We start from the raw sequence: 16,499 nt of genomic DNA, 5'->3' as shown, positions 1-16,499 counted from the left end.
ACGGGAATAGTTGAATGGCTTCAGTGCGTGCTCAGGCCCGCGGCATTCATGAACATGCGCATCAGGCTGGCGACGATGAACAGCGCCACGACGCTGCCGGTCCAGATCATCGCCAACCATCCAAGCCGCTGCCACAGCGGCTTTTTTTCGGCCTGTTGAATCTCGTGCAGGGACGGTTTGGTGGACATGATTGCAATCCTCATTTGAGGGTGATGGCGTCCGGGAGGACGCCTTCGCGAGCAAGCTCTGCTCCTACGGGTGCGCGGTTCGGCTAGTGGTAGCCATCTTCATGGGTGACTTTGCCGCGGAATACGTAGTAGCTCCAGAAGGTGTAACCCAGGATGAACGGGATGATGAACAGCGTGCCGACCAGCATAAAACCCTGACTTTGCGGCGGTGCGGCGGCGTCCCAGATCGAGATCGACGGCGGCACGATGTTTGGCCACAAGCTGATGCCCAGGCCGCTGTAGCCGAGGAAGATCAGCACCAGCGTCAGCAGGAACGGCGTGTAATGCGCATTGCGAGCGACGGCGCGGATCAGACCGTACATGGTCACCAGAACCAGAATCGGCACTGGCAGGAACCAGAACAGATTCGGCAGCGTGAACCAGCGCGCGGCGATGTCGGCGTGGGTCAACGGCGTCCAGATACTGACGATGCCGATCACCGCCAACACCACGAACGCCAAGGGCCGCGCGAGGTTGTGCATTTGCTCTTGCAACTTGCCTTCGGTCTTCATGATCAGCCAGGTGCAACCGAGCAACGCATAGGCAATCACCAACGCTACGCCGCAGAACATGGTGAACGGCGTCGCCCAGTCGAGCGAGCCGCCGGCGAACTGGCGGTCGACCACCGGCAAGCCGTCGATAAACGCCCCGAGCGCTACGCCCTGGAAGAACGTCGCCGCCACCGAACCACCGATGAACGCCTTGTCCCACAGGTGCCGCTTGTCGTCCTTGGCTTTGAAGCGGAATTCGAACGCAACGCCGCGAAAGATCAGCCCGATGAGCATGAAGATCAGCGGCAGGTACAACGCCGAGAGCACCACCGAATAAGCCAGCGGGAACGCCCCGAACAACGCCGCGCCGCCGAGTACCAGCCAGGTTTCGTTACCGTCCCAGACTGGCGCCACGGTGTTCATCATTACGTCACGGTCGGTTTTGCCGGGGATGAACGGGAAGAGAATCCCGATGCCCAGGTCGAAGCCGTCCATGACCACGTACATCATGATGCCGAAGATGATGATCACGGCCCAGATCAGCGGAAGATCAATACCCATGATTCAAATCTCCTTGGTCACGGTGTGGTCGGCATCTGCGTGATCGTCGTCGGCGGCGGACAACGGACGGGCCGGCGTGCGTTTCTTGCCTGGGCCACCTTCGTTGGTTTCCTTGCCCTCGTCGATCTTCGGACCTTTGCGCACCAGTCGCATCATGTAGCCGAGACCGGCGCCGAACAGTGCGAAATAAACCACCACGAACAACACCAGGGTGATGCTCATCTGCATGAAGCTGTGATTGGAGGACGCATCCGCCGTGCGCATCAAACCGTAAACTACCCACGGCTGACGGCCGATTTCAGTGGTAAACCACCCGGCGAGAATCGCGATCAGGCCGGACGGGCCCATCCACAATGCGAGGTACAGGAACGGCCGCGAGGTGTAGAGACGATCACCCTTGCGCAGCCACAGGCTCCACAAACCGGTGAAGATCATCAGGAAACCGAGGCCGACCATGGTGCGGAACGACCAGAACACGATGGTCGAATTCGGCCGGTCTTCCGGCGGGAAGTCCTTGAGCGCCGGCACTTGTTTGTCCAGCGAGTGCGTCAGGATCAGGCTGCCGAGGTACGGAATCTCCACGGCAAACTTGGTCCGCTCTTCTTTCATATCGGGCCAGCCAAACAGGATCAGCGGCGTCGCCTCATCACCCTTGTTTTCCCAGTGACCTTCAATCGCGGCGATTTTTGCCGGTTGATGCTTGAGCGTGTTGAGGCCGTGGAAGTCGCCGATCACCGCTTGGATCGGGGCGACGATCAACGCCATCCACATCGCCATCGACAGCATCGTGCGGATCGCCGGGTTGTCCTTGCCGCGCAGCAAATGCCAGGCCGCCGAGGAACCGACGAAGAACGCCGTCGCGACGAACGCGGCAGTTGCCATGTGCATCAAGCGGTACGGGAACGACGGGTTGAAGATCACCGCCAGCCAATCCACCGGAATCACGCGGCCGTCGATGATTTCGAAGCCTTGCGGGGTCTGCATCCAGCTGTTGGACGCGAGAATCCAGAACGTCGAGATCAGCGTGCCGACGGCCACCATGACGGTGGAGAAGAAGTGCAAGTTGCGCCCGACCTTGTTCCAGCCGAACAGCATGACGCCGAGGAAACCGGCTTCGAGGAAGAATGCGGTGAGCACTTCATAGGTCAGCAGCGGCCCGGTGACGGCGCCGGCAAAGTCCGAGAAGCGGCTCCAGTTGGTGCCGAACTGATACGCCATGACCAGCCCGGAGACCACGCCCATGCCGAAGTTGACGGCAAAGATCTTCGACCAGAAATGGTAGAGGTCGCGGTAGGTGTCGTTGTTGGTTTTCAGCCACAGGCCTTCGAGCACCGCCAGGTAACTCGCCAGACCAATGGTGATGGCCGGGAACAGGATGTGGAACGAGATGGTGAACGCGAACTGCATCCGGGCGAGATCAAGCGCCTCCAAACCGAACATAAGTCTTCCTCTATCAGGTAATACCGGCTGTAGGGCTTATGGCCCTGCACCCACTCTGCCCCCACGGATATGGAGTGTGGCGAAATTCAATTGGTTCTTTTTATAAGCGTCACAGCGTAGGGAGTCTGGCCATGTGGCCGCCGGATCATTTCCCGCAAGGGTTTTGATCTGGATCAAGCAATGGTGAAAGAGTAGTCGCATTTCGGACGATGGCCGCTGTGGTCGATTGCCGCGTGACAGGTTGCCTCACAGTGCTGGCTACCAAGCCCACCTCGTCCATGTAGCAGCTGGCGACGCCTGCGTCCGGCTGCGAAGCAGTCGTTCTTCCGGTGACCGCGGCTGACCTGATGCACCGTGGTGTCTGGCCTTGCGGCTGCTTCGCAGCCGGACGCAGGCTTCGCCAACTGCTACAGGGGATCTCGTACACCGGAGTGATTTGATCGTTGTCTTGCTAACTAAATTTTCCTCCACCGTAACTTCCGGTTACAGCTTGGTGATAACCTCGACCTTCCCCTCGCCCAAGACATGCCTTCAGATGCCCAGCCAAGCGCCCCTGCTGTTACGTCACCACCGACCTTTTCTCGCGTTCTGGCTGGCTCGGGTGTTTACCGCCAGCGGTTTTCAGATGCTTACCGTGGCGATCGGCTGGAATCTCTACCAACTGACCGGCAACGTGCTGGATCTGGGCCTGGTCGGTCTGGTCGAATTCGCTCCGCGCGTGCTGTTCATGCTGCACACCGGGCATGTCGCCGACCGTTACGACCGGCGCAAAGTCGCGGCAATCTGCCAGTCGCTGCAAGCGTTGATCGCGTTGTCGCTGGCAATCGGCAGCGCCACTGACCACGTCACCCGCGAGATGATCTTCATCCTCGCGTTCCTGCTCGGCGCCGCGCGCTCCTTCGAAATGCCGACCACCCAGGCCCTGCTGCCGAGCATCGTGCCCAGCACCTTGTTCCCGCGCGCCGTCGCCGCCGCGCAATCGGCGCAGCAATCGGCAACCATCGTCGCCCCGGCGCTCGGCGGTTTGCTCTACGCCTTCGGCAGCGTCTGGGTGTATGGCCCGACGGTGATTCTGTACATCATCGCCTGCGGCCTGATGCTCAACCTGCCCGCGCGGCAGACGCCGTTGAACAAGGGCAAAGCGACCATGGATTCGCTGCTGGCGGGGATTCGTTTCATTCGCAGCCGCCCGGACATTCTCGGGGCGATTTCCCTCGACCTGTTCGCCGTGCTGCTCGGCGGCGCCACCGCGCTGCTGCCGGTGTTCGCCAAAGACATCTTGCTCACCGGCCCGTGGGGCTTGGGCCTGCTGCGTTCGGCGCCAGCGGTGGGCGCGTTGCTGATGTCGCTGTACCTCGCGCGATTTGCCGTAGAGCGCAAAGTCGGCCGGGTGATGTTCACGGCGGTCGGGATCTTCGGCGTCGCGACCATTGCGTTCGGCCTGTCGACGTCGTTCTGGTTTTCACTTGCGGTGCTGGTAGTGCTGGGCGCGGCGGACATGATCAGCATGGTCATCCGCGCATCGTTTGTGCAATTGGAAACCCCGGATGAAATGCGCGGCCGGGTCAGCGCCGTGAACGGCTTGTTCATCGGCGCCTCGAATCAGCTGGGCGAATTCGAATCCGGGCTCACCGCCCATTGGTTCGGCACCGTGCCGGCCGTGGTCATGGGCGGCATCGGCACGCTGGTGGTGACTGGCACCTGGATCAAACTGTTCCCGACCTTGGCCAACCGCGACCGCATGAGCGAATTGGTCGAAGAAGCCAAGGTCTAGCGCACGTTGGACGAAGTGCCCTAGAGCACTTTGTCCAGGGTGATCGGGAAGTCCCGCACCCGTTTGCCGGTGGCGTGATAGATCGCATTCGCCACCGCCGCCGCCACCCCGACAATGCCAATCTCGCCGACGCCTTTGGAACCGAGGGCGTTGACGATCTCGTCGTTTTCTTCGACAAACAGCACGTCTATCTCGCCGATGTCAGCGTTTACCGGTATGTGGTACTCGGCCAGGCTGTGGTTCATGTTGCGGCCGAGCGCATGGTCGGTTTGCGTTTCTTCGTGCAACGCCATGCCGATGCCCCAGACCACCCCGCCGAGAATCTGGCTACGGGCCATTTTCGGGTTGACCACACGCCCGGCAGCGATGGCGCTGACCACGCGATTGACCTTGATCGTGCCGAGATCTTCGTCGACCAGCACCTCAACAAACACCGCCGAATGGGTCGCAGTGGCGTAGGCGTCACGTTTTTTGTCCGGCTCGGCGTCGACTTGAACCTCGATCGCGTCTTCGCCACTGTCGCGCGCCAGATCAGCCAGCGACACCCGCTCATCGCCGAACAACAAGTGCCCTTCTTCGAAGGTCGCTTGCTCCAGCGTCACCGCGCCGAATGCCGGATGAGTCTGCCGCGCCACGGCCAAGAGTTTCTCTTTCAGCGCTTCACAGGCCTGCTGCACCGCCGTGCCGACCGAAGACACCGTAAACGAGCCGCCCTGCAATGGCGCCGTCGGCAACGACGAATCGCCGAGGACAAAGACTACGTCCTCATGCGCAACGCCTGACGCCTGCGCGGCAATTTGCGTCATGACCGTGTAGGTCCCGGTGCCGATATCGGTGGTGGCGCTGCTGACCGTGAGCTTGCCGTGGTGATCGAGCGAGGCCTTGGCGCTGGCCTTTTGCTGCATCGCTTCCCATACACCGCCCGCCATGCCCCAACCCACCAACTGTCGGCCCTGACGCATGCTGCGCGGCTCGGGATCGCGCTGCTCCCAGCCAAAACGCTTGGCGCCCTGTGCATAACATTCGCGCAGTTCTTTACTGGAATACGGTTTGTCTTCGTTCTGATTGCGCTCGGCGTAGTTGACCAGACGCAGTTGCACCGGATCGATCGCCAGCGCGCAGGCCAGTTCGTCCATCGCGCATTCGAGGCCGATCAGCCCCAAAGCGGCGCCCGGCGCGCGCATGTCCAGCGGCGTGAACACGTCCAGCGGCACCAGTTTGTAGGTCAGTTGCACGTTGTCGCAGTGGTAAAGCATGCCGCTCCATTCGACCACGTGCTCGGTGAAATCCTCGAACCGCGAGGTCTGGCCGATGGCGGTATGCCCGACCGCGAGCAGGCGCCCGTTGGCTGCAGCGCCCAATTGCAGGCGCTGCAAGGTGCGCGGCCGATAGCCGAACGTGAACATTTGTTGGCGGGTCAACGTCACTCGTACCGAACGCTTGAGGTGCAGCGCCGCCATCACCGCCAATGGCAATTGATATTGCGGCCGCAGGCCCGAACCGAACGCGCCGCCGACGTACGCGGCGAAAATCCGTACCTGCTCTTTTTCCAGACCAAAGACTTTTTGCACGTAGGACTGACAGTTCTGCGGGCCTTGGGTCTTGTCGTGGATGTGCAGACTGCCGTCCGCCTGAAACAACACGGTACTGGCGTGCGGTTCCATCGGATTGTGATGCTCGATCGGCGTGCTGTAGTTGAGGTCGAGGCTCAGCGCCGCTCCGGCAAATTCAGCCTGAAAATTCCCACGCGGCTTGGGAAGTTCGGCCGGCGCCGGATGGGCTTCGTCCTGCAGGCTCAGCAGATCGGTCTGATGCGATTCGCTGGCGTATTCAATCTCGATCAGTGAGCCGGCGTAACGCGCGAGCTCAAGATTGTCCGCTACTACCAAGGCCAGCGGCTGACCGCTGTACATCACCCGGTCGTTGTACAACGGGCGAAACGGCGAGCCTTCGGCGGAATCGGCGTCGTCGTAATCTTCGTCATAACTGGCAATTTTCGGCCGATTGGTGTGGTCGATCACGGCGACGACGCCGGGCAATGCCAGGGCTTTCGAGGCGTCGATGCTGACCACACGACCGTGGGCGATGCTGCTGGAGACCACACTGCCGTGCAGCAGACCTTCTTCAGGAAACTCGCCGGCATAACGCGCCTGACCCGTGACTTTGAGATGGCCGTCGACTCGATCCAATGGCTGGCCCAGCGGTTTGGTAAACGTGTTCATCAGGCTTGCCCTCCCTGCGCGGCATCGCTCAGAGCGCGGATAATCGCGCGGCGCGCCAGTGTGACTTTGAAAGCGTTGTGTTCGAGCGGTTGCGCGTGTTGCAGCAAGGCGTCGGCGGCAGCGGCAAAGGTTTCTGCGTTCGGGGTTTTGCCGATCAGCGAGTTTTCCACCTCGGTGTCACGCCACGGTTTGTGCGCCACACCGCCGAGCGCCAGGCGCGCCTGGCCGATTACGCCATCAGTGATTTCCAGCGCAGCGGCCACCGAAACCAGCGCGAACGCATAAGAGGCACGATCACGAATCTTCAGATAATTGCTGTGTTCGGCGAAACCGGCGGCGGGCAGCTCGATGGCGGTGATCAGCTCATCGTCGGCCAACTGGTTATCGCGCTCCGGCGTGTCGCCGGGCAAACGGTGGAAATCGGCGAATTCGATGGTGCGCTGGCCATTGCGACCTTGCACGTGGACCACCGCTTGCAGCGCTGCGAGCGCCACGCACATGTCCGACGGGTGGGTGGCGACGCACTGCGCGCTGGCGCCGAGAATCGCGTGAATCCGGTTCAGACCATCCTTCGCCGGGCAACCGCTGCCGGGCTCGCGTTTGTTGCACGGCACGTTGGCGTCGTAAAAGTAATAGCAGCGCGTGCGTTGCAGCAGATTGCCGCCAGTGCTGGCCATGTTGCGCAATTGCGGCGACGCCCCGGCGAGAATCGCCTGCGACAGCAGCGGGTAACGCTGCTCGATCAGCGGGTGCCAGGCCAAATCGGCGTTGCTCACCAGCGCACCGATCATCACGCCACCGCTGGCGGTCTCGGTGACTTCACGCAGCGGCAGGCCAGTGATGTCGATCAGGTGCTCGGGGCGCGTGAGGTTTTCTTTCATCAGGTCCAGCAGATTGGTGCCGCCGGCGATGAAGCGCGACGCTGGCCCGGCCAGGTGCACGGCGTTGTCCACTGAATCCGGCTTGCTGTATTGGAACGGATTCATTGGCCACCTCCGTGAGCGGCGCGTGCCTGACAGGCCGGCAACGCTTCTTCGATGGCATCGCGGATGTTGCTGTAGGCGCCGCAGCGGCAGAGGTTGCCGCTCATCAGTTCTTTGATCTGCTCGGTGGTTTGCGCACGACCTTCATTAGCCAACCCGACCGCCGAACAAATCTGCCCCGGCGTGCAATAGCCGCACTGGAACGCGTCGTTCTTGATGAACGCTTGCTGCATCGGGTGCAGCTCATCGCCCTCAGCCAAGCCTTCAATAGTGGTCAACTCGGCGCCATCGCACATCACCGCCAGCGTCAGGCAGGCGTTCACGCGTTTGCCATTGAGCAACACGGTGCAAGCGCCACACTGGCCGTGGTCACAACCCTTTTTGGTACCGACCAGATCCAGCTGTTCGCGCAACAGATCCAGCAGCGTGGTCCAGGGTAAAACTTGCAGTTCACGCGCCTGGCCATTGAGCTTCAGGCTCAACGGATGACGGGTAAACACCGACGGCTCAGCGTCAGAAATAATTGCGCTCATAAACACCTCACGGGTTGATCGTACATTCGCAGCGTTTTGGTAAACCGCCGTCATAAGGGGTACGACTTCGAGGGTGGGACGGGCGTTCAAAGGAATTGATCTGTGGCGAAAACAGACGTGAAGCACAAATTTGCCGATCAGGTGCAATACATAGATACCGCATCGAGTGTAATGTATCGCCTTACACTCGCCGCATGATCAAATCCTTTCGGCACAAAGGCCTTCGTGGCTTCTATGAATCAGGTTCGACGCGCGGGATTCGTGCAAACCATGCGAACCGTTTGTCGCGGATGTTGCAGTTCATGGATCGCGCAGTGATGCCTGGCGATCTGGATCTTCCGGGATGGCGATTGCATCCACTCAAGGGAGAACTGATCGATTACTGGTCTCTCAGCGTTTCAGGAAACTGGCGGATTATTTTTCGATTTATTGGCTCGGATATCGAACTGGTCGACTATCTGGACTATCACTGACAGGAGGCAGGACCATGCCGATGCACAATCCGCCGCACCCCGGTGAAACACTATTGTTGGACGTATTGCCCGAATTGGGGATCAGCGTAACTGAGTTGGCACGCCATCTCGGTTTTGCACGGCCGCATCTTTCGCGAGTGCTGCATGGCCACGCACCGATCAGCCCCGACCTGGCAGTCCGTCTTGAGCGGGCGGGCATCGGTCAGGCCAGAACGTGGTTAGGCGTCCAAACCGATTACGACCTCTGGCAAGCGGAGCATCGCGAGCAACCGATCATCGAGCGCATTGCAGTTCATGCCTGAGCGCTGTCAAACCAACAACTCCCCCGCCACCGCCGCTCTTGCGGCTTTACCGCACAGCGCTTCCACCAGTGCCAGCGCGAATGGCAGTGCGGCGCCGGAGCCTTGGGCGGTGATGCAGTTGCCATCGACCACCACCGGTTGATCGACGAAGTTGCAACCGGACAAGTGGTGACTGGCACTGGGCAGGCAGGTCATGCGCCGTTGACGCAAAACGCCGAAGGTTTGCAGCGCCAGTGCCGGCGCTTCGGCGATGCCGGCGAACAAGCGCCCGGCGGCGGCCTGGTCCTTGAGCAATTGCGCGAGCGGTTGATGCGCCGCCAGATGTTGCGCGCCGACGGCGCCACCGGGCAGGACGATCAAATCGAACGGTTGCGCGAGCAAATCGACGAGCATCGCGTCGGCGGTCAGGCGTGTGCCGCGAGCGCAGGTGAGCATGCGCCGACCTTCGATGCTGGCCAGCACCACTTCGATCCCGGCGCGGCGCAGCACATCGACGAGGGTGATGGATTGCAGGTCATCGATGCCCTCGGCGAGGGTAATCAGGGCTCTGGAAGTCATGGGCAAGGTCCACAGGATAGTCCTTGAAGCGTAGTCAGCTTTATTGACTGCTGTGCGGCTGGCCCGTTACCTGATGTTTTTGCCGGCGGCTACTTGATGTAGAGCTGCGTCGAAATGGTGTTGCCCGGCGCGTTGATCGAGGTGTTGCTGAAGGTGAAGGTGCCTTCCTGTTTGCTGCCCAGATCATAGAGGTACAACGTGCCGACAATCTTCGTCGCGGCACCGCTGCACTCAGTCAGGTTGCCATTGCCGAACGCGCAGACCTTGTCGGCTTTTCCTTTGAGCTCGAACCCGTCAAGCCCGACGCGAGGCGCGCGACCGTAGCCCATTTCCAGCACGTAAACCTTGATGTTGCCGGAGTGATCGCATTGCGTCCGTTCCTGCCCGGCAGAAATATTTTCAATCCCGCAGGCCGCCGATTGCACTTTGAGTACCTGGACGTTGCTCAGCGGCGGCGCCGACGCAGCCATGACCGCCGGCACACAGGCCAGACCGGCGAAAATCCCCCCCAGCACTCGAACAATGTTGCGCTTGATGCCCGCCATGATCACTCCCCCAAAACAGGCGCGCAGTATGGCGCAGTTCGCCGATGCACAAAACATCGCCGACGATCGCAGCCATTGCCCCACGCTGCTGGTATGATGCGCGGCTTTTTCCGACCCACAGAAAATTCCGGGCGCCTTGGGCGGTCTGTGCTTTGCTGTTGAGGTCGATACATTCACGGCGCACTGCGCGCCACGGGGAGCGGACATGCTGGAACGGCTGTTTCAACTCAAGGCACATAACACCAACGTGCGGACCGAGATTCTGGCGGGCATCACGACCTTCCTGGCCATGGCCTACATTCTGTTCGTCAACCCGAGCATTCTCGGCGAGACCGGCATGGACAAAGGCGCGGTGTTTGTCGCCACGTGCCTGGCCGCCGCCATCGGTTCGACAGTGATGGGCCTGATCGCCAACTACCCGATCGCGCTCGCGCCGGGCATGGGCCTCAACGCGTTCTTCACTTACACCGTGGTCCTGCACATGGGCCACACGTGGCAAGTGGCGCTGGGTGCGGTGTTTATCTCGGCGGTGCTGTTCTTTCTGCTGTCGATCTTCCGCATCCGTGAATGGATCATCAACAGCATCCCGCTGCCGCTGCGCTCGGCGATTGCCGCCGGTATCGGCCTGTTCCTCGCGCTGATCGCCCTGCACAACGCCGGCATCGTCGTCAGCAACCCGGCAACCATGGTCGGCCTCGGCGACCTGAAACAACCGGCACCGATCCTCGCGACCCTGGGTTTTGCGCTGATTGTGGCGCTTGAAGCGCTGAAGGTGCGTGGCGCCGTGCTGATCGGCATTCTGGTAGTGACCATTGCCTCCATCGCGCTGGGCTTCACGCCGTTCGGCGGCGTGATGTCGATGCCACCGTCGCTGGCCCCGACCTTCCTGCAACTGGACATCAAAGGCGCACTGGACATCGGTCTGGTCAGCGTGATTTTCGCCTTCCTCTTCGTTGATCTGTTCGACAACTCCGGCACCTTGATCGGCGTCGCCAAGCGCGCCGGCCTGATGGGCAAGGACGGCCACATGCCGAAAATGGGTCGCGCACTGATCGCCGACAGCACCGCGGCCATGGCCGGTTCACTGCTGGGCACCTCGACCACCACCAGCTACATCGAATCCGCCGCTGGCGTGAGTGCCGGTGGCCGCACCGGTTTGACCGCCGTGGTGGTGGCGATTCTGTTTCTGTTGGCGCTGTTCTTCTCGCCACTGGCCGCCAGCGTTCCAGCCTTCGCCACCGCGCCGGCACTGCTGTTCGTCGCCGTGCTGATGACATCCGGCCTGGCCGAAATAGACTGGGACGACATCACCGTCGCCGCGCCAGTGGTGGTCACTACGCTGGCAATGCCGTTCACCTATTCCATCGCCAACGGCATCGCTTTCGGCTTCATTTCCTGGACCGCGATCAAGTTGCTGTCCGGGCGTGCCCGTGAGCTGAACCCGGCACTGGTGATCCTGTCGATTCTGTTTGTGATCAAGTTGGGTTGGTTCAACGCATGACTTTTGATTCCCAGGCTTACGCCGTCCAGCTCGAAGAAAAGGTCACGCGCTTGCGTGACCTGCTCGCCCCGTTCAGTGCGCCAGAACCTGAAGTGTTCGACTCGCCGCTGCAAAACTTTCGCCTGCGTGCCGAATTTCGGCTGTGGCGCGAGGGCGGCGACCGTCACTACGCGATGTTTTCCCCGGAAGACAAACGCACGCCGATCCTTATCGAACAATTCCCGATCGCCAGCCTGCGCATCAATGAACTGATGCCCAAGCTCAAGGCTGCGTGGCAAGCCAGCGCGCCGCTGAGCAACAAGCTGTTTCAGGTGGAGTTCCTCACCACCCTGGCCGGCGACGCGATGATCACCCTGTGCTATCACCGTCCGCTGGACGAGCACTGGCATGCGGCGGCGAGCAAACTGGCGGCAGACCTGAACGTCAGCATCATCGGCCGCTCGAAGGGAAAACGCGAAGTCATCGGCCAGGATTACGTGGTCGAGAAGTTCGACGTCGGCGGCCGCACGTTCAGCTATCGCCAACCGGAAGGCGCGTTCACCCAGCCGAACGGCACGGTCAACCAGAAAATGCTCAACTGGGCCTACGACGCCCTCGGCGAGCGCTCGGACGATTTGCTCGAATTGTATTGTGGCAACGGCAACTTCACCCTGCCGCTCGCCACGCGCACGCGCAAAGCACTGGCCACCGAGATCAGCAAAAGCTCGGTCAACGCGGCGCTGAGCAACCTCAGCGAAAACGCCGTGGATAACGTCACGCTGGTACGCCTGTCTGCCGAAGAACTGACCGAAGCCTTGAACGAAGTCCGCCCGTTCCGCCGCTTGCAAGGCATCGACCTCAAGAGCTACGAATTCGGCAGCGTCTTCGTCGACCCGCCGCGCGCCGGCATGGACCCGGACACCTGCGAACTGACCCGACGCTTCGACAACATCCTCTACATCTCCTGCAACCCGGAAACCTTGGCGGCCAACATCGCCCAACTGCACGACACCCACCGCATCAGCCAATGCGCGATGTTCGACCAGTTCCCGTGGACCCACCACATGGAATCCGGGGTGTTGCTGACTCGGCGTTAACCGATGTTCTGATTACAAATCAGCCGTCGTGATGACGGCTTTTTTGTGGGTGCTTATTGGGTAATTTCGACTCGTGCAGAGAAAGCATTCCAGCGATGGATATGTGCAAATCCAGTTGCTCATTGCAGAGTGCGGCCCCCGAAAAACCAACCTTCAAATTTGCAAAGTCTTTGACTCCAAAACCATCAAATTCTGAATAACACTTCACGGGCAACCGAACGCTACTGCCATCCTTGAAACTGATTGTCAGACAAGAATCCCGATAGTTCACCGCTGTCGCCTGCCGGCTATTCTTCTGACGTAAACGGCCTCGCTCAATCGCCTCGTCCAGCACTGCTTCAGTTATCGGTACATCCATCAGTTCTTGAGCTGTTGTAGTTTTCATTTTGACGTCCTCGCGCCGACTCGAATGAAACCGCCGGCAAGATTGTTGAGGCCGAAGACTCAACATCCCGAGGACGCTGCGCAATCCACAATTCGTAAGCAATCTTTTCATCGTTGCGCCAGCATCGAGCATGCCGACTGCGCCGTGCACCCTTGCAGGATTGAATCACCTGTATTTATGCGGTGACATTTGGTAAACCAAAAGTCCAATCAACCGACCCACCCACCCACCCACCCACCCACCCGGCGAAAACCCATCATGCAACGACACTTCGACGATCTTCAGCTGGGCAGTATCGAGCTGTTCTGCCTGGCGGCCGAGGCGGGTAGTTTTACTGCGGCGGCGTTGGTGGCCGGGGTGACGCCGGCGGCGGTGAGTCGCTCGGTGTCGCGGATGGAGGAGCGGCTGGCGGTGCGCTTGTTTGCGCGGACTACGCGCAGTGTGAAGTTGACCGACAGCGGTCGTCGTTATTACGAGGAATGTCGTCAGGCGTTGGCGCAACTGGTGGAGGCACAACGCGAGGTCATGGGCCAGCAGCAGGAACCGTCCGGCACGTTGCGTATCAGTATTCCTACGACTTACGCCCATCATCGGATCTTGCCGTTGCTGCCAGCGTTCCGCGCGCGTTTTCCGGCGGTGAAGGTCGAGGCGCATATCAGCAATCGCAACATCGATTTTGTCGGCGAAGGTTATGACATGGCGATTCGCGTGCGGGCGATCCCGGATTCGGGTTTGATCGCGCGCCACCTCGAAGACGCAGCGCTGGTGATGATTGCCAGCCCCGAATACCTGAAGCGCGCCGGCACGCCGCAAACCCTCGACGACTTGGCGCAGCACGAATGCATTCAATACGAACTGCCCAGCAGCGGGCGGCGGATTGCCTGGCTGTTTACCGATAACGGTGTGCCACGGGAGATTCTGGCCGAGGGCAGCCTCAGCTGTTCCGATGATGTGCTGGGTGGCGTGACGTTGGCCAAACACGGCGCGGGGTTGTTTCAAACTTATCGTTTCATCGTTGAAAACCAATTGGCCGATGGCTCGTTGGTGGAGGTGTTGAAGCCGTACGCCGGGCGTTCGCGGCCCTTGACGTTGCTGTATCCGCAGAGTCGGCATGTGCCGTTACGGCTGCGGGCGTTTATTGATTTTCTGCTTGAGCATGTGCCGCGTTGATGAGGATGGCCCGCAGCGTGCCATAGAAAAAATGTCCGATCACCGCACAAAAAAACCGTCGCCCTCGCCTGCGCAATTGACCAAATTAACCAGCTAGTACAATTTACCTCCACAGGCTGAAATCACAGCCAATGCCAAAAACAATAAGTGGAGAAACACCCATGCCCCCAATCGTTCTGGTGCTCAACGGCCCGAACCTGAACCTGCTCGGCACCCGCGAACCGGCGACTTACGGCCACGAATCCCTGGCTGATATTTCTGCGTTGTGCGGGCGCGCCGGCGAAGAATTCGGTTTGACGGTAGAGTTTCGCCAGACCAATCACGAAGGCGAATTGCTCGACTGGATTCACGCCGCGCGCGGTCGTTGCGCCGGGATCGTGATCAACCCGGCAGCCTGGACCCACACTTCGGTAGCGATTCGCGACGCCTTGGTCGCCAGCGAATTGCCGGTGATCGAAGTCCATCTGTCCAACGTTCACGCCCGCGAAGCCTTTCGTCATCACTCCTTCGTTTCGGCGATCGCCACGGCGGTCATGGCCGGGTTCGGCAGCCACGGTTATCGCCTGGCGCTGGAGCATTTCAGCCTGCGTTTAAAAGGGTCAGCGGCATGACAGACCATCGCGTTGTTCTGGCCGGGCTGATCGGCGCCGGCATTCAGGCCTCTCGCACCCCGGCGCTGCACGAGCATGAAGGCGATGCGCAAGGGCTGCGTTATCTCTATCGACTGATCGACCTCGACGCGTTGCAGCTCGACGTCAACGCCCTGCCCGATCTGTTGATGGCGGCCGAGCGCATGAACTTCACCGGGCTCAACATCACGTTTCCGTGCAAGCAGGCGATCATTCCGCTGCTTGATGAGTTGTCGCCGGAGGCGCGCGGGATCGGCGCGGTGAACACGGTGGTGCTCAAGGATGGCAAACGCGTTGGCCACAACACCGATTGCCTGGGGTTTGCCGAAGGTTTTCGCCGTGGTTTGCCGGACGTTGCCCGCGAACGTGTAGTCCAGATGGGCGCCGGTGGTGCAGGCGCGGCAGTTGCCCACGCGTTACTGAGCGAAGGCGTACAGCAACTGAGCATTTTTGATGTCGATGACAGCCGCGCACAGGCCCTGGCGAACAACCTCAATCAGCATTTCGGCACCGGCCGCGCCGTGGCCGGGCATGAGCTGGCGAGCACTTTGGCCCGCGCTGACGGCTTGGTGAACACCACGCCGATGGGCATGCAGAAGTTGCCGGGCATGCCGGTGCCGGTGGAGTTGCTGCGAAGCGCGTTGTGGGTGGCGGAGATCGTTTACTTTCCGCTGGAAACCGAGCTGCTGCGTAATGCCCGCGCGCTGGGTTGCCGGACGCTGGATGGCGGCAACATGGCGGTGTTTCAGGCGGTCAAGGCGTTTGAGTTGTTCAGTGGCGTGGCGGCGGATTCGGCGCGGATGCTGGCGGATTTTCAGCGGATGAATGGGTGATTGATTTGTTATGGGAGCCTGGGGGCTGCTGCGCAGCCCAACGGGGGTAAACCCCCTCGCCACGGGTCAGGCTTGCAGGTATCGCAGAACCGACTCGCAAATCATTTCGCGATGACGTTGCTTGATGCTTTCGTCCGGCAGGTCGATCTGGAAAATCTCGCTGAACGTATGGCGGTTCGACACGCGATAAAAACAGAACGAGCTGATCAACAAATGCACATCAATCGGCTGCAGACCTGCGCGGAACACGCCTTCTTCGGCGCCGCGGCGCAGAATTTCGCCGAGTGAATCGAGGATCGTATTGTTCATTGCCTTGATCGCGTCGGAACGCTTCACGTACTCGGCGTTGTGAATGTTCTCGGTGCAGACGATGCGCACGAAATCGACGTTGTGATCATGGTGATCAAAGGTGAACTCCACCAGCCGCCGAATCGCTTCGACCGGCGCCAGTTCCGCCAGGTGCAGGCGGTTTTCGGTGGTCCGAATATCCCCGTAAAGCTTCTCCAGCACCTCGATGTACAGCTGTTCCTTACTGCCGAAGTAGTAATAGATCATGCGTTTGGAGGTGTGGATGCGCTCGGCGATGGCATCCACGCGCGCACCGGAAAGCCCTTGCTGGACGAACTCGACGATCGCCTCTTGCAGAATGTTTCCGCGGGTCTTTTCCGGGTTGTTCTTGCGACTCTTGCGAGGCTCGACAAGCGGTTCGTCGGGGGCAACGGGGAGTTCTGAAGTTATCGTCATTGCGGGCTCACGGCCATCACTGCACAGGTTGGCGATTATGGGCCGCGCCGCA

General features: G+C 60.5%; 18 protein-coding genes. 8 read left to right on the top strand and 10 right to left on the bottom strand.

Annotation, left to right across the window (positions count from 1 at the left end):
* Window positions 1–20: 20 nt before the first annotated feature.
* The 3 genes from FBY12_RS26380 to FBY12_RS26370 all read right to left on the bottom strand — a co-directional run bounded on the left by FBY12_RS26380 (window position 21) and on the right by FBY12_RS26370 (window position 2,719).
* On the bottom strand, window positions 21–188 hold the full coding sequence (locus FBY12_RS26380) for a DUF2474 domain-containing protein (RefSeq protein WP_092277757.1): 168 nt from the start codon (window positions 186–188) through the stop codon (window positions 21–23).
* Window positions 189–271: 83 nt separating this feature from the next.
* Window positions 272–1,279 (bottom strand): cytochrome d ubiquinol oxidase subunit II, encoded by a 1,008-nt coding sequence (gene cydB / locus FBY12_RS26375; RefSeq protein WP_121732800.1) that lies wholly within the window; start codon window positions 1,277–1,279, stop codon window positions 272–274.
* 3 nt (window positions 1,280–1,282) lie between these two features.
* Window positions 1,283–2,719 carry a cytochrome ubiquinol oxidase subunit I gene (locus FBY12_RS26370; protein WP_121732801.1) on the bottom strand — a complete coding sequence of 479 codons (1,437 nt, stop codon included), beginning with the start codon at window positions 2,717–2,719 and terminating at the stop codon, window positions 1,283–1,285.
* A 535-nt stretch (window positions 2,720–3,254) separates the two neighbouring features.
* On the opposite strand from FBY12_RS26370, the gene FBY12_RS26365 reads away from it, so the two are divergent.
* Window positions 3,255–4,493: an MFS transporter gene (locus FBY12_RS26365; protein ID WP_092277751.1), complete on the top strand. Its 1,239-nt coding sequence runs from the start codon at window positions 3,255–3,257 to the stop codon at window positions 4,491–4,493.
* 20 nt (window positions 4,494–4,513) lie between these two features.
* Here FBY12_RS26365 and FBY12_RS26360 read toward each other — a convergent pair whose 3' ends face one another.
* From FBY12_RS26360 to FBY12_RS26350, 3 genes are read right to left on the bottom strand one after another with little or no spacing between them, the layout of a single operon-like run.
* Window positions 4,514–6,715: a xanthine dehydrogenase family protein molybdopterin-binding subunit gene (locus FBY12_RS26360; protein WP_145257269.1), complete on the bottom strand. Its 2,202-nt coding sequence runs from the start codon at window positions 6,713–6,715 to the stop codon at window positions 4,514–4,516.
* Complete coding sequence (locus tag FBY12_RS26355; protein WP_145257266.1) at window positions 6,715–7,701, bottom strand: xanthine dehydrogenase family protein subunit M; 987 nt, start codon at window positions 7,699–7,701, stop codon at window positions 6,715–6,717. The genes FBY12_RS26360 and FBY12_RS26355 overlap by 1 nt, the downstream gene beginning before the upstream one ends.
* Window positions 7,698–8,231, bottom strand: a complete 534-nt coding sequence (locus FBY12_RS26350; protein WP_145257263.1) for a (2Fe-2S)-binding protein — start codon at window positions 8,229–8,231, stop codon at window positions 7,698–7,700. The genes FBY12_RS26355 and FBY12_RS26350 overlap by 4 nt, the downstream gene beginning before the upstream one ends.
* Window positions 8,232–8,425: 194 nt before the next feature.
* Between FBY12_RS26350 and FBY12_RS26345 the strand changes: the two genes are divergently transcribed.
* Window positions 8,426–8,704: a type II toxin-antitoxin system RelE/ParE family toxin gene (locus tag FBY12_RS26345; protein WP_145257260.1), complete on the top strand. Its 279-nt coding sequence runs from the start codon at window positions 8,426–8,428 to the stop codon at window positions 8,702–8,704.
* Window positions 8,705–8,718: 14 nt separating this feature from the next.
* Entirely contained in the window at window positions 8,719–9,006 is a 288-nt protein-coding gene (locus tag FBY12_RS26340; protein WP_178111816.1) for a HigA family addiction module antitoxin, read from the top strand.
* 6 nt (window positions 9,007–9,012) lie between these two features.
* Here FBY12_RS26340 and FBY12_RS26335 read toward each other — a convergent pair whose 3' ends face one another.
* Together FBY12_RS26335 and FBY12_RS26330 are read right to left on the bottom strand one after the other, a co-directional pair.
* On the bottom strand, window positions 9,013–9,564 hold the full coding sequence (locus FBY12_RS26335) for a DJ-1 family glyoxalase III (protein ID WP_145257257.1): 552 nt from the start codon (window positions 9,562–9,564) through the stop codon (window positions 9,013–9,015).
* A gap of 89 nt (window positions 9,565–9,653) precedes the next feature.
* On the bottom strand, window positions 9,654–10,109 hold the full coding sequence (locus tag FBY12_RS26330; RefSeq protein ID WP_145257254.1) for a DUF4879 domain-containing protein: 456 nt from the start codon (window positions 10,107–10,109) through the stop codon (window positions 9,654–9,656).
* 205 nt (window positions 10,110–10,314) lie between these two features.
* Here FBY12_RS26330 and FBY12_RS26325 point away from each other — a divergent pair, with 205 nt between their 5' ends.
* The gene (locus FBY12_RS26325) at window positions 10,315–11,610 is read left to right on the top strand and encodes an NCS2 family permease (protein WP_092277738.1); all 1,296 of its coding nucleotides are present in this window, start codon (window positions 10,315–10,317) and stop codon (window positions 11,608–11,610) included.
* Entirely contained in the window at window positions 11,607–12,686 is a 1,080-nt protein-coding gene (trmA, locus tag FBY12_RS26320) for a tRNA (uridine(54)-C5)-methyltransferase TrmA (protein ID WP_145257251.1), read from the top strand. The genes FBY12_RS26325 and trmA overlap by 4 nt, the downstream gene beginning before the upstream one ends.
* Window positions 12,687–12,705: 19 nt before the next feature.
* Here trmA and FBY12_RS26315 read toward each other — a convergent pair whose 3' ends face one another.
* Window positions 12,706–13,071, bottom strand: coding sequence for a DUF2442 domain-containing protein (locus FBY12_RS26315; protein WP_145257248.1), 366 nt, complete (start codon window positions 13,069–13,071; stop codon window positions 12,706–12,708).
* A 258-nt stretch (window positions 13,072–13,329) separates the two neighbouring features.
* On the opposite strand from FBY12_RS26315, the gene FBY12_RS26310 reads away from it, so the two are divergent.
* From FBY12_RS26310 to FBY12_RS26300, 3 genes are all read left to right on the top strand, one after another.
* Entirely contained in the window at window positions 13,330–14,241 is a 912-nt protein-coding gene (locus FBY12_RS26310; RefSeq protein WP_145257245.1) for a LysR family transcriptional regulator, read from the top strand.
* A 161-nt stretch (window positions 14,242–14,402) separates the two neighbouring features.
* Complete coding sequence (gene aroQ / locus FBY12_RS26305; RefSeq protein WP_145257242.1) at window positions 14,403–14,852, top strand: type II 3-dehydroquinate dehydratase; 450 nt, start codon at window positions 14,403–14,405, stop codon at window positions 14,850–14,852.
* Window positions 14,849–15,703: a shikimate dehydrogenase gene (locus FBY12_RS26300; RefSeq protein ID WP_145257238.1), complete on the top strand. Its 855-nt coding sequence runs from the start codon at window positions 14,849–14,851 to the stop codon at window positions 15,701–15,703. The genes aroQ and FBY12_RS26300 overlap by 4 nt, the downstream gene beginning before the upstream one ends.
* A gap of 66 nt (window positions 15,704–15,769) precedes the next feature.
* Here the strand turns inward: FBY12_RS26300 and FBY12_RS26295 are convergent, their stop codons facing one another.
* Window positions 15,770–16,447, bottom strand: coding sequence for a TetR/AcrR family transcriptional regulator (locus FBY12_RS26295; RefSeq protein WP_145257236.1), 678 nt, complete (start codon window positions 16,445–16,447; stop codon window positions 15,770–15,772).
* Window positions 16,448–16,499: the final 52 nt, after the last annotated feature.

The organism is Pseudomonas sp. SJZ131, assembly GCF_007828705.1.
GTDB classification, from domain to species: domain Bacteria; phylum Pseudomonadota; class Gammaproteobacteria; order Pseudomonadales; family Pseudomonadaceae; genus Aquipseudomonas; species Aquipseudomonas prosekii.
This window is presented reverse-complemented; position numbering and strand designations above follow the sequence as displayed.

What these genes read in the sequence shown, in the direction of transcription:
- FBY12_RS26310 (WP_145257245.1), top strand. Translation starts at nt 13,330, where the DNA reads ATGCAACGACACTTCGACGATCTTCAGCTGGGCAGTATCGAGCTGTTC.
- FBY12_RS26355 (WP_145257266.1), bottom strand. Translation starts at nt 7,701, where the DNA reads ATGAATCCGTTCCAATACAGCAAGCCGGATTCAGTGGACAACGCCGTG.
- aroQ (WP_145257242.1), top strand. Translation starts at nt 14,403, where the DNA reads ATGCCCCCAATCGTTCTGGTGCTCAACGGCCCGAACCTGAACCTGCTC.
- FBY12_RS26380 (WP_092277757.1), bottom strand. Translation starts at nt 188, where the DNA reads ATGTCCACCAAACCGTCCCTGCACGAGATTCAACAGGCCGAAAAAAAG.
- cydB (WP_121732800.1), bottom strand. Translation starts at nt 1,279, where the DNA reads ATGGGTATTGATCTTCCGCTGATCTGGGCCGTGATCATCATCTTCGGC.
- FBY12_RS26345 (WP_145257260.1), top strand. Translation starts at nt 8,426, where the DNA reads ATGATCAAATCCTTTCGGCACAAAGGCCTTCGTGGCTTCTATGAATCA.
- FBY12_RS26370 (WP_121732801.1), bottom strand. Translation starts at nt 2,719, where the DNA reads ATGTTCGGTTTGGAGGCGCTTGATCTCGCCCGGATGCAGTTCGCGTTC.
- FBY12_RS26340 (WP_178111816.1), top strand. Translation starts at nt 8,719, where the DNA reads ATGCCGATGCACAATCCGCCGCACCCCGGTGAAACACTATTGTTGGAC.
- FBY12_RS26325 (WP_092277738.1), top strand. Translation starts at nt 10,315, where the DNA reads ATGCTGGAACGGCTGTTTCAACTCAAGGCACATAACACCAACGTGCGG.
- trmA (WP_145257251.1), top strand. Translation starts at nt 11,607, where the DNA reads ATGACTTTTGATTCCCAGGCTTACGCCGTCCAGCTCGAAGAAAAGGTC.
- FBY12_RS26295 (WP_145257236.1), bottom strand. Translation starts at nt 16,447, where the DNA reads ATGACGATAACTTCAGAACTCCCCGTTGCCCCCGACGAACCGCTTGTC.
- FBY12_RS26365 (WP_092277751.1), top strand. Translation starts at nt 3,255, where the DNA reads ATGCCCAGCCAAGCGCCCCTGCTGTTACGTCACCACCGACCTTTTCTC.
- FBY12_RS26300 (WP_145257238.1), top strand. Translation starts at nt 14,849, where the DNA reads ATGACAGACCATCGCGTTGTTCTGGCCGGGCTGATCGGCGCCGGCATT.
- FBY12_RS26350 (WP_145257263.1), bottom strand. Translation starts at nt 8,231, where the DNA reads ATGAGCGCAATTATTTCTGACGCTGAGCCGTCGGTGTTTACCCGTCAT.
- FBY12_RS26315 (WP_145257248.1), bottom strand. Translation starts at nt 13,071, where the DNA reads ATGAAAACTACAACAGCTCAAGAACTGATGGATGTACCGATAACTGAA.
- FBY12_RS26335 (WP_145257257.1), bottom strand. Translation starts at nt 9,564, where the DNA reads ATGACTTCCAGAGCCCTGATTACCCTCGCCGAGGGCATCGATGACCTG.
- FBY12_RS26360 (WP_145257269.1), bottom strand. Translation starts at nt 6,715, where the DNA reads ATGAACACGTTTACCAAACCGCTGGGCCAGCCATTGGATCGAGTCGAC.
- FBY12_RS26330 (WP_145257254.1), bottom strand. Translation starts at nt 10,109, where the DNA reads ATGGCGGGCATCAAGCGCAACATTGTTCGAGTGCTGGGGGGGATTTTC.